Raw genomic sequence first — 16,397 nt, 5'->3', positions numbered from 1 at the left:
CGCTGTAGTAGGTAAAACCTTTGGCTGCGGGGTGGGGTTAATACCACCCGGCCTGGCACGGCGCTTCTTATCTTGCCAGCCGATTTGTTACTCGTTAGCCATGATTCTACCGTGTCTACTGCCGTCGCTGAAAACTTTGCCGAACACTTGGCACGGGCGCACGCGGCCGTGCCTACCCCCCTACCTGGGCCTGCCTTCTGTGCATTAGCCGAGCAAGTACTGGGGGTGCTATTTCCAGAGCGGGCTATTCGCCCGCTGGCCAGCACCGATGCCGTAGCGGCCACTCTTTATCAATTGCGGGCCGAACTGGCGGCGCTACTGACTTTGGTGCCGGGGCTGCCGGCCGCGCCAGCGGTATTGGCAGCCGCGTTGTTTGCCGGGTTGCCCGCGTTGCGGGGGGCTCTGCTGCAAGATGCCGCTGCTACGCTGGCCGCTGACCCCGCCGCCCAAGGTTTGCCCGAAATAATCAGCTCTTATCCAGGGTTTTATGCTACGGCAATGCACCGGCTGGCCCACGCGCTGCACTTGCGAGGCGTGCCGCGCCTACCGCGCCTGCTAAGCGAGTACGCCCACCGCGAAACCGGGATTGACATTCATCCGGGGGCGCGCATTGGGCCGGCGTTTTGCATCGACCACGGCACGGGCATCGTCATTGGCGAAACGGCTCAAATTGGCGCCCACGTGCAGATATACCAAGGCGTGACGCTGGGCGCCCTCAGCGTTACAAAGGCTTTGCAGGGCCTGAAGCGCCACCCTACCATCGAGGACCACGTGGTTATTTATGCCAACGCCACCATCTTGGGCGGCAGCACGGTAATTGGCACCCGCAGCATTATCGGCGGCAACGTGTGGCTGACCGAGAGCGTCCCTTCGCACTCGCGGGTATACCACCGGGCCCAGCTACACATGGCCCGGCAAGATGACCCGGCCGGCGAGCTCATGTTTTCTATTTAATTCGAGGAAGAAATGAAGTAGTGCCGGCCTCGCTGCAGCGGCCGGCTGCTAGCTCGCCAGGGTTTAGGTTTTTCTTTACGCTAGCTCATTTTCTTCTTCGCTTACTTACTCACCCACTCAGTACCCCATGAAAGCCAATTCCATTCTCGACGTCATCGGCAATACGCCGCTGGTTAAATTAAATAAGCTTTTTGCCGCCGAGCGGCCCGACGTAGAAGTATGGGTGAAGCTGGAGCGCCAAAACCCCGGCGGCTCCATTAAAGACCGCATTGCGCTGAGCATGATTGAGCAGGCCGAAAAAGATGGTACGCTCACCAAAGACAGCCTGATTGTGGAGCCTACCTCGGGCAACACGGGGGTAGGGCTGGCCCTGGTGGCCGCCGTGAAGGGTTATCGCCTCACGCTGGTGATGCCCGAGAGCATGAGCATCGAGCGTCGCCGCCTGATGTCGGCCTACGGGGCCAACCTCGAACTGACGCCCCGCGAGCAGGGCATGAAAGGTGCCATTGCTAAAGCCCAGGAAATAGTAGACAACACGCCCGGCGCTTGGATGCCGATGCAGTTTTCCAACGCGGCTAACATCAAAGTGCACGCCGAAACGACAGCCCAGGAAATTTTACGCGATGCGCCGGAAGGCGGCTTCGACTTCCATATTACGGGGGTAGGCACGGGGGGGCACATTACGGCCGTGACGGAGGTACTCAAGCCGCACTTTCCGCATATGAAAACCTTTGCTGTAGAGCCCGAGCTGTCGCCAGTCATCAGTGGCGGCGCGCCGGGGCCGCACCCCATACAGGGCATTGGCGCGGGCTTTGTGCCAGACAATTTGCACCGCGAAGTCTTGGATGGCACCATTCAAATAGGGCGTGACGAGGCATTTGAGATGGCCCGTCGGGCCGCGCAGGAAGAAGGTATTTTGTGCGGCATTTCGTCGGGCGCTTCCCTGGCGGCCGTAGCCAAAAAGCTGGCCGATGTGCCCCAAGGTGGCAAAGTGCTCACGTTCTGCTACGACACGGGCGAGCGCTACCTGTCGGTAGAAGGCTTGTTCGTTTAACGAGCCACGGCTAGCCTACTTAATTAGAAAACGTCGGGTCACAGCTTGCTGGGGCCCGACGTTTTTTTGGTTTCTACCGTACGCTAGCGCATGGAAACGTCCACTTCTGCCAGTCGCTTCTGGCGCTGGCTGCTGCCAGCAGCCGTAGCAGGCTGCCTCTACGTCAACTATTTATATAATGTCCACCCGCCTGCGGGCGCACTCAGCAATGGCGCCATGTCGGCGCGGCATCCCACGCTACTCACACCGGCGGGGTATGCGTTTAGCATCTGGGGCGTCATTTTCGCGGGGCTCGTGGCCTACACGGTGTGGCAGTTGCTACCCGCCCAGCGGTTCTCGCGGCTAGTAGCCCGCCTCACGCCGGTACTCGCGCTGGCTGTGCTGGCTACCACCGCCTGGACACTGGTATTCAGCTACGAACTCATCGGCCCAAGCTTGGTGGTGATGCTGGCCATTTTGGGGCTGTTGGCCGTGGCTTATGCCCGCAGCCGGCCACTGGTGCTAGCTGGCCAAGCACCCGCCTGGCCTACTTGGTTCCTGAGTTTATACCTGGGCTGGATAATGCTGGCCACGGTGCTGAACGTGATTTTTGGGCTTCGCGACGCGGCTGGGGTGCAATGGCCCGCCGACGCCAACCTGCTCGGCAGCCACGCGCTGGTGGTAGTAGCGGCCGGCCTGGGCACGGCACTAGCTTGGCGCGGGCACGATGCGTTGCTACCCCTCCCCCTGGCTTGGGGGCTGGTGGGTACGTGGGCCGCGCAGCGCGGAGCGGCCCCTCACTTGGCCACTACGGCGCTCGGGGCAGCCGTGGCGCTGGGCGTAGGCGCAGTGCTGGCCATTTGGTCGCGCCAGCGGCAGCCGCGCCCGCAGATGGGGTAGGGGGTAGGGTGCCGCTTGCCGCAGTTCTTAAAAAATAGCAACGCAAAAAGGCATTGCTACGCTCGGTTTAGAGTCGGTACTAGCCTGGAAAAGTGCTGCCGGGCATAGCATGTTTATGCTATTGACAGCTAGTTAATGGGTACTCGACCTTTGCTATTACTTGGGCACTGCCCACTGTTCTCACCTTTTTCTGCCTAAAGCCCTACCTGGTTTCCAAGTGGGGCTTTTGTGTGGGTGGCCGCCGCGGGTGGGGTAGGGCGGGCAAGCGCTACCCCAAGGCGTACTTTTGCCCCGGCCCAACGCGGGCTTTTACTTCTCTATTTCGTTTCTATCCCCTTTGCAAATGCGCCAGAATTTTGTTGCCGGCAACTGGAAAATGAACCTCACCCTGCCCGAAGCGCAGGCCCTGACTTCCGAAATTGTGCAGATGCTGCACGACGAGCTACTCGGCGCCGATAGCCCGCAGGTAGTGATTTGCCCGCCCTTTCCGCTGCTGCCCGCCGTGGGGCACTTGCTAGGCGGTGGCCCTACCCCCGCCTTGGGTGCCCAGAACTGCCACCAGAAAGAAAGCGGTGCCTACACCGGCGAAGTATCAGCCAAGCTGCTGCAATCCATCGGTTGTCAATACGTTATCCTGGGCCACTCAGAGCGCCGGCAGTATTTCCACGAAGATGATGCGCTGTTGAGCCAGAAGCTGAAAGCAGCCCTGACGGCCGGCCTGAAGCCTATCTTTTGCGTGGGCGAAAGCCTAGATACCCGCGAAGCCGAAGAAACATTCGACTTCATCGCCAAGCAGTTGAAGGACGGCTTGTTTCACCTCAGCAACGAGGAGTTTGACCAGGTAGTGATTGCCTATGAACCCATCTGGGCCATTGGCACCGGCAAAACGGCTACCAGCCAGCAGGCGCAGGAGGTACACGCCTTTATTCGCGAGCAGGTAGCGCAAGCCTACGACGCCCAGGCGGCTCAGAACACGACCATTCTCTACGGTGGCTCGTGCAATGCCCAGAACGCCCGCGAGATTTTCAGCCAGCCCGACGTAGATGGCGGCCTCATTGGCGGTGCCGCGCTAAAGTCGCGCGACTTCGTGACGATTGTGAAATCGTTTTAAAATACTTGTTGCGGCGCACGCACCCCGATTTTGGGCGGGATTCTTGCCAGTAGGTCCGGCCCGTTATTCTCTGTAAGGTCCTACCTACTTATTAGCCTCGCCCGTGCTTTCCCTGCTGCTTTCGCTCCTGCTTTTTTTATCCCCGAGCCGGCCGCCTACCCCAGCCGGCTCGGTTGAGCCGTGCAAAATCTACGGCTCCGTGTACCTCGAAACCGACCCAACACGGCGTAACTCGTGCTTCGCCGTGGTGTACGTCGAGCCCGAAGAGGCCTTTGCCGACTTGCTGGTTTTTACCGAAACCAACAAGCTTTTTGCCGACAAAGCCGGCCTGTGGTGCCCCGCCGAAAACCGCGAGTTTGCCGACTACGCACTGTATGTAACTACTGACCGTAGCCGGGCCGATTTCGCCATTCACTACACCAAAGTGCGCTCCTACGCGGGCTGCAAAACCGCTAATTAAAGTTTGACTTAGAAAGTAAGAACTGTGCATTAGCCTTGTTGAAAGTGCTTGATAAGCAGTTTATAGATTCCAAGTCATGATTTAGAATTACTTAAAATGGATTACATTGAACTGACTGTGCAGGCTCCCCGCGAGTTGGCCGAGATACTGGTTGCCGAGCTGGGCGAAGTGGGCTTCGACACCTTTGAGGACAACGACGCCGGCTTCTGCGCCTACACCACCGAGGACGCGTTTGACCGCGATGCGGTGGCCGAAATCATGAGCCGCTACGAGGGCATTGGCGAGCTAGCGTTTTCGGACCGCATTATCACGCGGCAGAACTGGAACGCGGAGTGGGAAAAGAATTTTCAGCCCCTCATTATTGCCGAGCGCGTATCGGTGCGGGCGCCGTTTCATCCCAAGCCCGCAGGCTTGGAGTACGATATCGAGATAATGCCGCGCATGTCGTTTGGCACCGGCCACCACGAAACCACCGCGCTGATGATTGAGAACCAACTCGACATTGACCACCAAGGTAAGCGCGTGCTCGACATGGGTTGCGGCACCGGTATTTTGGCCATTATGGCCGAAAAATTAGGTGCCCGCCAGGTGCTGGCCGTGGATGTGGAGCCCTGGACGGTGGAAAATGCCCGCGACAACGCTGCCGAAAATCACTGCCGCACCATCGGGTGCCGCCTGGGCGGGGCCGAGACACTGGCCGACGAAGCACCGTTTGACCTGATTTTGGCTAATATTAACCGCAACGTGCTACTCGAGGATATGCACGAGTATGCGCGCTTGCTACCCAGCGGGAACCCAATTTTATTCAGCGGGTTTTACGAGGAAGATTTAGCTAAAATCACGGCAGAGGCTACCCGCCAGGGCCTCCGTTACGAGCGCCACCGCACGTTGCGCAGCTGGGTTTCAGCAATTTTTACGAAATTGTAGGCTGCTCCGGCGTCGCTGGGGCTGCTATGCCAGTTTTTCTGGCTTTTGTCCTATTATATGAAGCGACTTCTCGCCGTCTTTTTCTGTCTTTCTCTTCCTTGGCTGCCTGCCCATGCGCAAACGGCCAAGCCGCCTACCCCCTCGCCGGCTGCTAAGCCAGCTTCCACTCCTACCGATGGCCGCACCGCGGGCAGCGTGCGGCCTGGCCAGGTGTCGGTGCAACGGTTTACGGGGCACCTTTCGGCCGAACCCGCCCAATTTATTCTGGATGTGCAGGGCATGATGCTGGCGACCAACAATGCCGGGGCCAAAACCTTGGGCGACCAGTTGCGGCAGTTGTGGGGTAGCAACCAGCTTACGGCAAGCCAGCAGGCAGCCATTGCAGGGTTGTCGCAGAAGATGTTGGACAAAAAAATGCGACCTATTCCGCACCTTACGGCTTTTTATAGTGCGGTTGTAGGGGGCAAAAACAAGGCGAAGCTGACAGATACGCAGGTAGACCAGTACCTCGATGCGGTAAGCCAATCGGTGGAGAAGGACGCCAATGCTGGCTTAGAGCAATACCTATTGGCCACCGCTAAGCTCCTCAACGGCGGCTCGCTCTACCGCTCGGGCTTCAACTCGCTGCGGGTAGTGGGCGGGCAATTGGCTTTCGCCTACAAAGCGGCGCCAGTCGTTGACCCCAACGCGACGTTTGATGCGCCGGCGGCCCCCGCTAAGCCCGAGCCGCTACCAGCGCCCAAGCCCGCCTCGGCAGCTAAACCCGTAGCCAAGGCGGCGCCCAAGCCTAAGCCAGCAGCCAAGAAAAAACGCGCCAGCGACGGCTGGGATACGGCCGATATGTGGTCGAGCGGCAGCAAGTCTGCCAGCAAAAATGATGGTTGGAGCACCGCCAACGACGGTTGGGGCGCTCCGGCGCCCAAGAAAAAAGCAGTTGCCAATGACGGGTGGGGTAGCAGCGACGATGGTTGGGGCGCCCCAGCCCCTAAGAAAAAAGCGCCCGTTAAAACTGTGGCGAAGGCTCCGGCCAAGGCTGCGCCCGCCAAACCCATTGCTGCTAAACCAGCCAGCCCTACCCCCAGCACTGCCGATTTCGACCAAGCTAACCAACCCTTTGTGCCTTCGCCCAGCGCGGCGTTTGACGCCTACTACCCCCCGCCCGCGACTGGTGCAGTAGTAGAGCTGAAAGATGCAGACATCGTGATGTCTACATCCGGTGACTCCCTCGTGCTGCACAAGGTGAGCGGCACGGTGGCCCCAACCAGCAGCCGCTTTATTGCCACGGGCGGGCAGGTGGCCTGGACGGTGAAAGGCAACCCCGTAACGGCCGACCTGGCGGGCTTCGACTTCGACCTGGGCAAACCCGAATTCACGGCCCAGCCCGTGACGCTGACTTATCCATTTTTGCTAGAAGCTCCCGTGAAGGGGGCGCTTAGCTACAAGAGCGTACGCCGCAAGCCCGGCGCAACCGAGTCGAGTTACCCGCGCTTTATTTCGCTCACCAATGATGTGCGCATTAAGGATTTGGGGCCTGGTATTAAATACCAGGGAGGGCTTTCGATGGCTGGTTCGCGCATTTTGTCGGCTGCGCTCGATGGTTCGCTTTCGCACCTCACAGTAAGCCAGGAGGGCAAAACGCGCTTCCGGGCGGCCTCGCGCAACTACGTGCTCAGCGACTCGGTAATTACGGCGGGCCGGGCGGCCGTGGCGCTCTACGCCAGCACCGGCGACTCCATTACGCACCCGGGGGTAGCACTGAAATACCTGAAAAAACAGGCGCAGCTCAAGCTGCTTTACGAGGACGGCATGTACCACACTACGCCTTACTCCGACTCGTACCACCAAGTCGATATTCGAGCGCAAATGCTGGTGTGGAACCTAAAAGACCCGAAGATGGACTTCAGCATTATCACGTCGCCCACACAGGTATCGGCTGATTTTGAGAGCAAGAACTTCTTCTCTAACACGCGCTACCAGCAGATGAAAAGCATCAATCATCTGCACCCGCTGCAAATGCTGCTGGGCTACAGCGCTACCCACGGCAATGCCAACGTGCTGAACGTGCACGATGTGGCGGAGGCTACCCAAACCTCCGAGTCGAACTTGCGCACGGCGGTGAGCGGGCTGGCCCGCGATGGCTACGTTGATATTCAGCCCCAAACTGGCGAGGTGATTTTGCTGCGCAAAGCCCGTAACTACGTCGGGGCTGCCCGCGAAAAGCGAGACTACGACCATATTTTGCTGAAATCCTTGTCGGGCTCAGGGCGCAGCGCTACCCTCAATCTGGCGAATAACCAACTGCTGGTGCGTGGTGTAAACCAGTTTACGTTTACCGACGATTCGGCATCGGTGCCGGTTATCGTGCGGCCCGACAGCGGCATTGTACGCATCGAGCGCAACCGCAACCTGCGGTTTGGCGGGCGGGTGAAAACGTCGATATACGGATTTAAGGGGCGTGATTTTCAATTTGACTATGACGGCTACTACATCGATATGCCGCATATCGACTCGCTGACTATTCGAAGCAAGGCGAAAAAAACGGCTGGCAAAACCGATACCGAGCACCGGCCCGGCGACTTTACCCTAAGTAATAAGGGTAACTCGCAGAGTGGCCGCTTCTACTTGAACGACCCCAAAAACCGTTCGGGCCGCAAGAAGCTGGCGAAGTATCCGTCGTTCAACTCAACTTCGGGAGCCTATGTGTATTTCAACAAGCCCGACGTGCTGGGTGGCGCCTACGACTCGACTACTTATTTCGACGTGCCCCCCTTCAAGTTTGACTCGATGGGTACGGGCAAGTCGCGGGGCGGCTTCGTGGGCGTATTCCACAGCAAGGCCCTACCCCCCATCAAAACGGCGCTCACCACGCAGGAAGACGGTTCGCTAGGTTTTGTGCACACGGTGCCGGCGGCGGGCTACCCCCTCTACGGTGGCAAAGGCCGGCTGGCAGGTGGTGCCAAAGTGAAGCTCAATGCCCAAGGCTTGCAGTCGAGCGGTACTATGACGTACCTCGGCGCCACGCTTCAGAGCGACCGCTTTGTGATGTACGGCGACTCGCTAACTGGCGAAGGCAAAACCGGCACCATTGCGGCGGGCCCCAACTTCCCGAAGGTGACAATGCCGCCGGGCTACCTCATCAACTGGGAGGCGAGTTCCGACTCGCTGCGTTTGCAAACCCCCACTGGCGGCGCGCCCGTGAAAATGTATGCCGACCATACGTTTAAGGGCTCGTTGCTGCTCACGCCTAAGGCGCTGGGCGGCGATGGCCGTTTGGATGGCCCGCAGAGCTACGTGCGTTCGGGCGATATGACCTTTAAGAACGATTCGTACTCGGGCCGCAAAGGCTTATTAAGTGTGAAGTCGGCGCAGGCGGGCAAACCAGCCCTCACGGCCAACGACGTGAACTTTACCTACGACCTCAAGAACGGCTACGCCGAATTTAAGCGAGAGGAGGGGAGCAAGGCCAGCATCGACTTGCCGTACACCGACTTCCGCACCTCACTTAGTGGCGGGCGCTGGGATTTCAAAAAGAAGCGCGTGTTGCTACGGGCTACGGGTGCCGATTCGGCACGCTCGTATTTCGCCTCGACGCGCCCCGAGCAGAATGGGCTGAAGTTCCGGGCCAAAGCAGCCTCCTACGACCTGACCAAGTACCAGTTGCAAGCCAAAGGCGTACCCTACGTGGCGGCGGCCGATGCTTGGATTATCCCCGATTCGGGCCGGGTGGTGGTGGCAGGCGGCGGCAAAATGCAAGCCTTCCACCGCGCCAAGGTGCTGCTCGACTCGCTGGGTAAATTCCATAAGCTGTCGGGCGGCAACATCACTATTGCTTCGCGCGATGCATTTAGCGGCGACGCTAAATACATGTCGCGTTCCGCCACCGGTGATTCGATAGCCTTGAAATTCAGCAATTTCCAGTCTGATTCGGCCTCGCTGCTGGCTTCCTCTACGGGCCGCAAGCGCTTTGGCCTGCGCCGCAAACCTGCCGCTGTGGCCACTGCCACGCCTAGCCTCGCTACCACGGCCACGGCCAATGTAGAGGCCAATCAAAAATTCCAGCTGGCGCCGCGCATTGGTTTCCGTGGGGGCATTAACCTGAACTCGCAGAAGCGCGGGCTGGTATTTGATGGCCAAGTACAGCTGCAATTTGGCAAAACTGTGGGCCCTACTACGGCCGACTGGTTTGCGGTGAAAGACAGTATCGACCCGAAGAATATTGCCCTTAACCTGCGCGACCTCAAGTCGGAAGACGGCACGGCGCTTACTACTGGGCTTTACGTGTCGGATGCAGATAACAAGATTTACCCACTCTATGCCGGGCCCAAAACCGCCACCACCGACGTTACACTATTTGAGGTGGATGGCACCCTGCGCTACGATACTAAGAAGGGTGAATACAGCATTGCCCGCCAAGACCTTTCCGACCCTAGCCAGTACGAAGGAGCTGTATTGACCTACAGCGAGGCGACTAACCAAATGGCTTTCCGCGGCCCTATGGGTTTTATCACGAACTCCAAGAATTATGGTATTGCGGCCAGCGGGGTAGGCAAAGCCAACCCCGATAGCGCCCGCTACCAGGTGCAGGCGCTGCTGGGCATTGACATGGCCCTGCCCGGTAAGGCCACCGAAGCTATGGCTAGCAGCCTAGCGGCAGTGACTAAAAATTCGCCCGAAGCTCTTAACGGCTCTAATGAGGAGCTGTATAATATTGCGCAGTTCGCTGGTAATAAAGGGGTAGAGGTATATAATAACCGCCGCCCCGGCGCCGCGCCTACACCGCTGGGCACCCTCTCGCCCAAATTGCTCCATACGCTCACGCTCAGCAAGGTGAACCTACGCTGGAGTCCTAAGCAGAAGGCTTGGTATTCGGAAGGTAAAATTGGCCTCGCCGGCGTGGGCAAGCAGGGCCTCAACGCGCTGGTAGAGGGCTATGTCGAAATCAAACGCGACAATTCGATGGACCTCGTGGAGGTGTACGTGGAGGCCGAACCGCAAACTTGGTACTACTTCCGCTACGCAAACAACGTGCTGCTCACTAAGTCATCCAACGAAGCCTTCGACGGCGAAGTGGGGGGTAAGCAGAAGGGCAGCATCGAGACGGCCTTGGAGTATGGTGTGTTCCTGGGCGAGTTTGAAGATGTGGACCGGTTCCGCTCGCACTTCCAGCGCGACTACCAGGGCAAGTCGGGTAAGCTGGCCGCGCGCCCAGCCGCGCCGGTATCAACGGGTAACTTTGAGTTTGGGGCTGATACCAATAAGAAAAAGAAAAAAGGCAAAGCCAACGACGCCTTCGCCGACGACCCAAGCGCTGCCCCCGAGCCAGCTCCTGATACCAGTAAGAAGAAAAAGAAGGGCAAAGAAGACCCTTTCAGCGAAAGCACTAGCGCACCGGACCCAGCCGCCGAGCCGGCGGCTGAACCCGCCAAAAAGAAGAAAAAGGACAAGGAGGCCGCAGTAGCTGAGCCAGCAGCCGAACCCACTCCCGAGCCTGCCAAGAAGAAGAAAAAGGCAAAGAGTGACGACCCCTTTGGGGATAGCGAGGCTGCCCCAGTAGTAGCCCCTGCGGCCAAGCCGGCAGTAGCTCCAGCACCGGCAGCGCCTGTAAAAGCGCCCGCAGCCACACCACCCGCGGCCGTGCCGACAGCCGCGCCAGCTACACCTCCGGCAGCTAAGCCGGTAGCCCCAGCGCCTACCCCCGACCCCACGGCCAACCCGACCGAGGAGCCGGCCAAGAAGAAGAAAAAGGAAAAGGCTCAGGAGGCTGAGCCCGACCCCAATGCGGAGCCCGGTACCGAGCCGCCTACCGAAACCAAGAAGAAAAAGAAGAAGAAAAATGCCGAAGAAGACCCCTTCGGCGATTCTTAAGCGATACCCCGGAGCTAACCTCCGGGGTATCTTATTTTTGCCCCCATGGCTATTATTCTATTGGCGCTGCTTGGCGCTTATTTGCTCGGCTCCATTCCAACGGCGCTGTGGGTAGGGCGCTGGTTTTTCAACCTCGCCGACATCCGCGAGCACGGGTCGGGCAATGCGGGTGCTACCAATACCTTCCGGGTGCTGGGCAAAAAAGCGGGCACCTTCGTGCTATTGTTTGATGCATTTAAGGGGTTTGCGGCCGCTTATTTCCTGCCCAATTGGCTGCTGAGCCAAGGCGTCATTGCGCCCGAAAACCTATTCTATTTTCGGTTGGCCTGCGGCGTGCTGGCGGTGGTAGGGCACATATTTCCGGTGCTGGCGCAGTTTCGGGGGGGTAAGGGCGTGGCCACTATCCTGGGCATGATGCTGGCCATTGCGCCGGCTACGGTGGGCGTGGCGCTGCTGGTATTTCTGGCGGTGCTGAGCACCACGCGCTACGTGTCGCTGTCTAGCATGACGGCGGGGCTAGCCTTCGCGCTGCTGCAACTCCTACCCCCCTTTCGGCCCGCCAATCCCCTGCAGGTATGGTTCGGGTTTCTGCTGGCAGCCATGCTGGTGTACACGCACCGCGCCAATATTGGCCGCCTGCGGGCCGGCACCGAAAGCCGCGTGCCGTTGTGGGGGAAGAAATAAACTGCTCGCCTACTACTATTCGCACTCGATGCCTGACGCCTACCCCCACCTCGAAACTCCGCGCCTGCTGCTACGCGCCTTCGCGCTGGCCGATGTGCCGCGCCTCGTAGCGCTGGCCGGCGATTATGAAGTAGCCCGGAATACACTTAACATTCCGCATCCGTACCGCGAGGCCGATGCCGTAAGCTGGGTAGCGACGACGCAGGAAAACTACCGGCAGCAAAGCGCCTACGCATTTGCCCTGGAGCTAAAGGCCAGCGGCGAATTTGTGGGCGGCATTGGCCTCACGCTGGAGCCGCGCTTCGACCGGGCCGAGGTGGGCTACTGGCTGGGGCGCTCCTACTGGGGCAAAGGCTTGGCCACCGAGGCCTTGGCAGCGCTATTGGCTTTTGGTTTTGAGGAATTGAAGCTCAATAAGTTATATGCTACGCACATTGTTAGCAATCCAGCTTCGGGCCAAGTAATGCGCAAGAATGGCATGGTGAAGGAAGGCGAGCTAGTGCAGCACACCAAGCGCGACGGCCAGTACCACGACCTGTGGCAGTACCGGCTCACGCGGCAAGAATTTGCGCGTCGCGCGCGCCCGGTGGGGTAGGGAGCTCGGGCGCTGCCGTTGAGCAACCTACTTTTGCGGCGTCAAGCATTCCTTTCCATTCATATGGCCGCACCTACTTACCTTACCCAGCACCAAAACCGCTTTCTGGAAGAGCTAATTGACTGGCTCCGCATTCCGTCCGTTTCGGCCGACCCAAAGTTTCACGGCGACGTGCTGCGGGCTGCTAACTATCTGCTGGATAAGTTAGTAGAGGCCGGCGCGCAAAATGTGGAGCTGTGCCCCACGGCTGGCAATCCTATTGTGTACGGCGAGTATTTCTCAGGTCCCGACAAGCCGACGGTGCTCGTGTACGGCCACTACGATGTACAGCCCGCCGACCCCTACGAACTCTGGACTTCGCCGCCGTTTGAGCCGGTTATCAAAAACGAAAAAATTTACGCTCGCGGCGCCTGCGACGATAAAGGCCAGGTGTATATGCACGTAAAAGCCCTCGAGATGATGCTGCGCGACGGGGGGGTAGGGGCTCCCTGCAACCTCAAATTCATGTTTGAAGGCGAAGAAGAGATTGGCTCCAACAACCTCAGCATCTTCGTGAAGGCGAACAAAGAGAAGCTCCAGGCCGACGTGATGCTCATCTCCGATACCGGGATTCTGGCCAACGATGTGCCCAGCATCGAGGTAGGCCTGCGCGGCCTCAGCTACCACGAAGTAGAGGTAACGGGCCCCAACCGCGACCTGCACTCCGGCCTCTACGGCGGCGCCGTGATGAACCCCATCAACGCGCTCTGCGACATGATAAGCAGCTTGCACGACGCCAACCGCCACATCACCATTCCTGGTTTTTACGACAACGTGGATGAGTTGAGCGCCGACGACCGCGCCGAAATGGCCCAAGCGCCCTTCTCAGAAGAGGAATTTGAACAAAGCATTGGCCTGCCCGCCGCGGTGGGCGAAGCGGGCTATTCTACCCCCGAGCGCACCAGCATCCGGCCCACACTCGACGTGAACGGTATTTGGGGCGGCTACACCGGCGAAGGGGCTAAAACGGTGATTGCCAGCAAGGCCTACGCCAAAATATCGATGCGCCTGGTACCCCACCAGACCAGCGACGAGATTACGGCGCTCTTTCAAAAGCATTTTGAAAGCATTGCCCCGGCCGGCATCACCGTGAAAGTAACGCCCCACCACGGCGGCGAGCCCGTGGTTACGCCCACCAATTCGGCCGCTTACCGCGCCGCCGCCAAAGCCCTCGAAACCACGTTTGGCAAAAAGCCGGTGCCCACCCGCGGCGGTGGTTCCATCCCCATCGTGGCCATGTTTAAGAGCGAGCTGGGCCTCGATTCGGTGTTGCTCGGCTTCGGGCTCGACTCCGACGCTATTCACTCGCCCAACGAAAGCTTTGGCGTATTTAACTTTTTGAAAGGCATCGAAACCATCCCCGAGTTCTACCGCGAGTACGCCGCTGCCCGCTAAGCCAGGGGGTAGGAACACGAAAAAGCCCCGGCTGCCAACTGGCAGCCGGGGCTTTTTGGCTAAGCACGAGCCGAAAGGCCAACTTGACCTTAGTTAAAGGAGTACGTGACGTAGAGTTGAAATGTGCTGTTCCGTACGCGCGGCTGCACTGTCACGCTGCCAGTGGTGGTCGACTTTGGAAAGTTGGTGAACTCGCCATTGTAGCGCAGGCCCACGCCGGGGCCGTGCTTGAGCTGATAGCCTAGGCCCGCCAAATAGCCCACATCAACCGTTTTGTAAGCATCTTTTATATCTACCGATACGCTGCCTGTCTGCGACTTAGCCGCTACCAAAAAGCCCACTTGGGGCCCTGCCTCGAAGAAAAAGCCATCGGTATTAACGTGGAACGCCAGGGGCACATCGATGTAATGCAGTCGGAATCCCGCGTCGCTGCTGCCGTCAAATTTGGCGCCCTTCTGCGAGTAAAGTAGTTCTGGCTGAAACGCGAATAACCGGGCAAAACCAATGTTAGCAAACACGCCGGCATTGAAACCAAAACGGTAAGTAAAGTCGCGATTGAATGCGTCTTTCGCATCATTGCCCACAAAGTTGGTGAGCGAAGCGCCGGCCTTCACGCCCAGCGATACGTTGCCGCCGCGGCCCCGATACTGCGCCTGGGCCGCTGTGCTCAGGCCAAGCACCAGCGCTGCTAGCATAACGATATTTTTCTTCATTAGAAAGAGTAGGAAAGAGGATGGAGGCAGCAAAGCTACGGCACTTGCCGGGCCCGCCGCCCACAAAAAAGCCGGCCCTCACAAGAGGGCCGGCCTTAAAAGCAGGGGGTAGGGCTGCTTATTTACCGCCAAATGTGTAGCCTACGTAAAGCTGGAAAGCGCTGTTTTTAACATTTCCGCTCTCTATTTTCACGCCATTTACAGTAGCATCTTTACCAACATTGGTAAACCCACCATTGTAGCGCAAGCCAACCATAGGGCCGCTAGCTACCTGAAAGCCTAGGCCAGCAGCGTAGCCAAAGTCAACACTTTTGAAGGCGTCTTTAACGTCAAAATCTGCCCCAGATACCTTGTATTTAGCCGAAGCTAAAAAGCCTACTTGCGGGCCGGCTTCAAAAAATAGGCCAGTAGCACCAGTAGCTACTTTCACCAATACCGGTACATCAATATAGTTCATATTGATGCGGTTATCGCTATTGTCCTTATTCTTAGTTCCTTTCATAGAATATAGAACTTCGGGCTGAATCGAAATCATGTCGTTAAAACCAAAATTGGCCAAAACGCCTCCGTTAAATCCAAATTTATAAGCATTGCCATCACCATTGGTCAAATCGGTGAGCGAAGCTCCGGCTTTTACACCAAATTTTACGCCTTGTGCTTGTGCCGCGCACGAAATACCAGCGATGAGACCGATTGATAAGAAAACCTTTTTCATTTACAGAAAAAAATATAGTTGAGGTTAAAATTGAGGGTGCAAAGATAAATACTAAAATGCTTAAATATGCAAAAAGCCGGCTCCCGTGAGGAAGTCGGCTTTTCGAAAAGCAGAGAATTAATTGCTTAGCTTATTTGCCACCAAAAGCGTAACCAACTTGGAATTGAAATACCGAGTTGTGCACGTTGGGGTTGCTAGCTAGGAAGCTGCCCGAGGGCGAGGTAGCTTTTAGAGTGGTCGAAGCGCCGTCTTTGTACACTTGCGAGAAGTCGCCGGTGTAGCGCACGCCCAGGCTCAAGCCGCTCGTGATTTGGTAACCGATACCACCTACGTAGCCGATAACTACTTTATTGAGGTCCGAGGTAGTTGTGTTTTCGTTGATTTTGTTGCCGCTTTTCTGCAGGAAGTCACGGTTTGCAACTACGAAGCTACCTTGTGGGCCGATTTCGAAGAAGAAGCCTTTGCCAGCGTCGCCGGTGTTGATACGTGCCAAAATTGGCACATCAATATAGCTAAGCGTGCTTTTGAAGGTGGTGCCAGTGCCGAGGGTGCTCGTTTGGAAGTCGTCAACCGAAGCGCCTTTCTGCGAGAACAACACTTCAGGCTGAATCGAGAATTGGTCGCTGATGCCAAAGTTGGCAAATACACCAGCGGCAAAGCCAGCCTTATATTCAGAGCCTTTCGAATCGGTACCGGAGAAAGTAGCGCCGTTGAAACCGCCCTTAATACCATATTTAACACCGGTCTGAGCATTTGCTGCGGAGGCAAAGCCAGCGAGCAGCGCCAAAGAAAGAATGATTTTTTTCATGACTGAAAAAGTTATATAATTAAGCCCGGCCAGGGATAGAGTAATGACTGAAACTAGCCAGGAATGGGCCTTATACTACGGCCAAAGGTCGCAGGGTTACATTTCAAGTAGATTTTGATTTTAAATAAAAGAACTTGGGAGGTACCAAGTCGCGCTGTAGATTTGGCGTTGGTTTGTTTGCCTTTTTATGCGCCGGTC

At 57.6% G+C, this 16,397-nt stretch carries 13 protein-coding genes; 10 read left to right on the top strand and 3 right to left on the bottom strand.

Going from position 1 to position 16,397, the window contains the following annotated elements:
- Positions 1-111 precede the first annotated feature (111 nt).
- The 10 genes from GO988_RS16300 to GO988_RS16255 all read left to right on the top strand — a co-directional run bounded on the left by GO988_RS16300 (position 112) and on the right by GO988_RS16255 (position 13,963).
- Complete coding sequence (locus GO988_RS16300) at positions 112-954, top strand: serine O-acetyltransferase (RefSeq protein ID WP_317164895.1); 843 nt, start codon at positions 112-114, stop codon at positions 952-954.
- Between the two features lie 127 nt (positions 955-1,081).
- Positions 1,082-2,008 carry a cysteine synthase A gene (gene cysK, locus GO988_RS16295; protein WP_157567483.1) on the top strand — a complete coding sequence of 309 codons (927 nt, stop codon included), beginning with the start codon at positions 1,082-1,084 and terminating at the stop codon, positions 2,006-2,008.
- 90 nt (positions 2,009-2,098) lie between these two features.
- Positions 2,099-2,887 (top strand): tryptophan-rich sensory protein, encoded by a 789-nt coding sequence (locus tag GO988_RS16290; protein WP_157567481.1) that lies wholly within the window; start codon positions 2,099-2,101, stop codon positions 2,885-2,887.
- Between the two features lie 343 nt (positions 2,888-3,230).
- Positions 3,231-3,998 carry a triose-phosphate isomerase gene (gene tpiA / locus GO988_RS16285; RefSeq protein ID WP_157567480.1) on the top strand — a complete coding sequence of 256 codons (768 nt, stop codon included), beginning with the start codon at positions 3,231-3,233 and terminating at the stop codon, positions 3,996-3,998.
- A 103-nt stretch (positions 3,999-4,101) separates the two neighbouring features.
- A complete protein-coding gene (locus GO988_RS16280; protein WP_317164894.1) occupies positions 4,102-4,458 on the top strand; it encodes a hypothetical protein in 357 nt (118 codons plus the stop codon).
- Between the two features lie 96 nt (positions 4,459-4,554).
- Positions 4,555-5,385 (top strand): 50S ribosomal protein L11 methyltransferase, encoded by an 831-nt coding sequence (gene prmA, locus GO988_RS16275; protein WP_157567478.1) that lies wholly within the window; start codon positions 4,555-4,557, stop codon positions 5,383-5,385.
- A 57-nt stretch (positions 5,386-5,442) separates the two neighbouring features.
- Positions 5,443-11,250, top strand: a complete 5,808-nt coding sequence (locus GO988_RS16270; protein ID WP_157567476.1) for a hypothetical protein — start codon at positions 5,443-5,445, stop codon at positions 11,248-11,250.
- Between the two features lie 45 nt (positions 11,251-11,295).
- Positions 11,296-11,934 (top strand): glycerol-3-phosphate 1-O-acyltransferase PlsY, encoded by a 639-nt coding sequence (plsY, locus tag GO988_RS16265; RefSeq protein ID WP_157567462.1) that lies wholly within the window; start codon positions 11,296-11,298, stop codon positions 11,932-11,934.
- 28 nt (positions 11,935-11,962) lie between these two features.
- Complete coding sequence (locus GO988_RS16260; RefSeq protein WP_157567460.1) at positions 11,963-12,529, top strand: GNAT family N-acetyltransferase; 567 nt, start codon at positions 11,963-11,965, stop codon at positions 12,527-12,529.
- Between the two features lie 63 nt (positions 12,530-12,592).
- On the top strand, positions 12,593-13,963 hold the full coding sequence (locus GO988_RS16255; protein ID WP_157567458.1) for a dipeptidase: 1,371 nt from the start codon (positions 12,593-12,595) through the stop codon (positions 13,961-13,963).
- A gap of 89 nt (positions 13,964-14,052) precedes the next feature.
- Here the strand turns inward: GO988_RS16255 and GO988_RS16250 are convergent, their stop codons facing one another.
- From GO988_RS16250 to GO988_RS16240, 3 genes are all read right to left on the bottom strand, one after another.
- Positions 14,053-14,676, bottom strand: a complete 624-nt coding sequence (locus GO988_RS16250; protein WP_157567456.1) for a porin family protein — start codon at positions 14,674-14,676, stop codon at positions 14,053-14,055.
- 118 nt (positions 14,677-14,794) lie between these two features.
- The gene (locus GO988_RS16245) at positions 14,795-15,391 is read right to left on the bottom strand and encodes a porin family protein (protein WP_157567454.1); all 597 of its coding nucleotides are present in this window, start codon (positions 15,389-15,391) and stop codon (positions 14,795-14,797) included.
- A gap of 130 nt (positions 15,392-15,521) precedes the next feature.
- Positions 15,522-16,199 carry a porin family protein gene (locus GO988_RS16240; RefSeq protein WP_157567452.1) on the bottom strand — a complete coding sequence of 226 codons (678 nt, stop codon included), beginning with the start codon at positions 16,197-16,199 and terminating at the stop codon, positions 15,522-15,524.
- Between the last annotated feature and the right edge of the window lie 198 nt (positions 16,200-16,397).

The sequence above is a fragment of the Hymenobacter ginkgonis genome, from assembly GCF_009755225.1.
GTDB classification, from domain to species: domain Bacteria; phylum Bacteroidota; class Bacteroidia; order Cytophagales; family Hymenobacteraceae; genus Hymenobacter; species Hymenobacter ginkgonis.
Note: the sequence above shows the minus strand (reverse complement) of the source record. Positions and strands in the feature narration are given on the sequence as shown.

Coding starts and splice junctions, on each gene's coding strand:
- tpiA (WP_157567480.1), top strand. CDS start 3,231: ATGCGCCAGAATTTTGTTGCCGGCAACTGGAAAATGAACCTCACCCTG.
- GO988_RS16240 (WP_157567452.1), bottom strand. CDS start 16,199: ATGAAAAAAATCATTCTTTCTTTGGCGCTGCTCGCTGGCTTTGCCTCC.
- prmA (WP_157567478.1), top strand. CDS start 4,555: ATGGATTACATTGAACTGACTGTGCAGGCTCCCCGCGAGTTGGCCGAG.
- GO988_RS16255 (WP_157567458.1), top strand. CDS start 12,593: ATGGCCGCACCTACTTACCTTACCCAGCACCAAAACCGCTTTCTGGAA.
- GO988_RS16270 (WP_157567476.1), top strand. CDS start 5,443: ATGAAGCGACTTCTCGCCGTCTTTTTCTGTCTTTCTCTTCCTTGGCTG.
- GO988_RS16260 (WP_157567460.1), top strand. CDS start 11,963: ATGCCTGACGCCTACCCCCACCTCGAAACTCCGCGCCTGCTGCTACGC.
- GO988_RS16290 (WP_157567481.1), top strand. CDS start 2,099: ATGGAAACGTCCACTTCTGCCAGTCGCTTCTGGCGCTGGCTGCTGCCA.
- GO988_RS16250 (WP_157567456.1), bottom strand. CDS start 14,676: ATGAAGAAAAATATCGTTATGCTAGCAGCGCTGGTGCTTGGCCTGAGC.
- GO988_RS16245 (WP_157567454.1), bottom strand. CDS start 15,391: ATGAAAAAGGTTTTCTTATCAATCGGTCTCATCGCTGGTATTTCGTGC.
- plsY (WP_157567462.1), top strand. CDS start 11,296: ATGGCTATTATTCTATTGGCGCTGCTTGGCGCTTATTTGCTCGGCTCC.
- cysK (WP_157567483.1), top strand. CDS start 1,082: ATGAAAGCCAATTCCATTCTCGACGTCATCGGCAATACGCCGCTGGTT.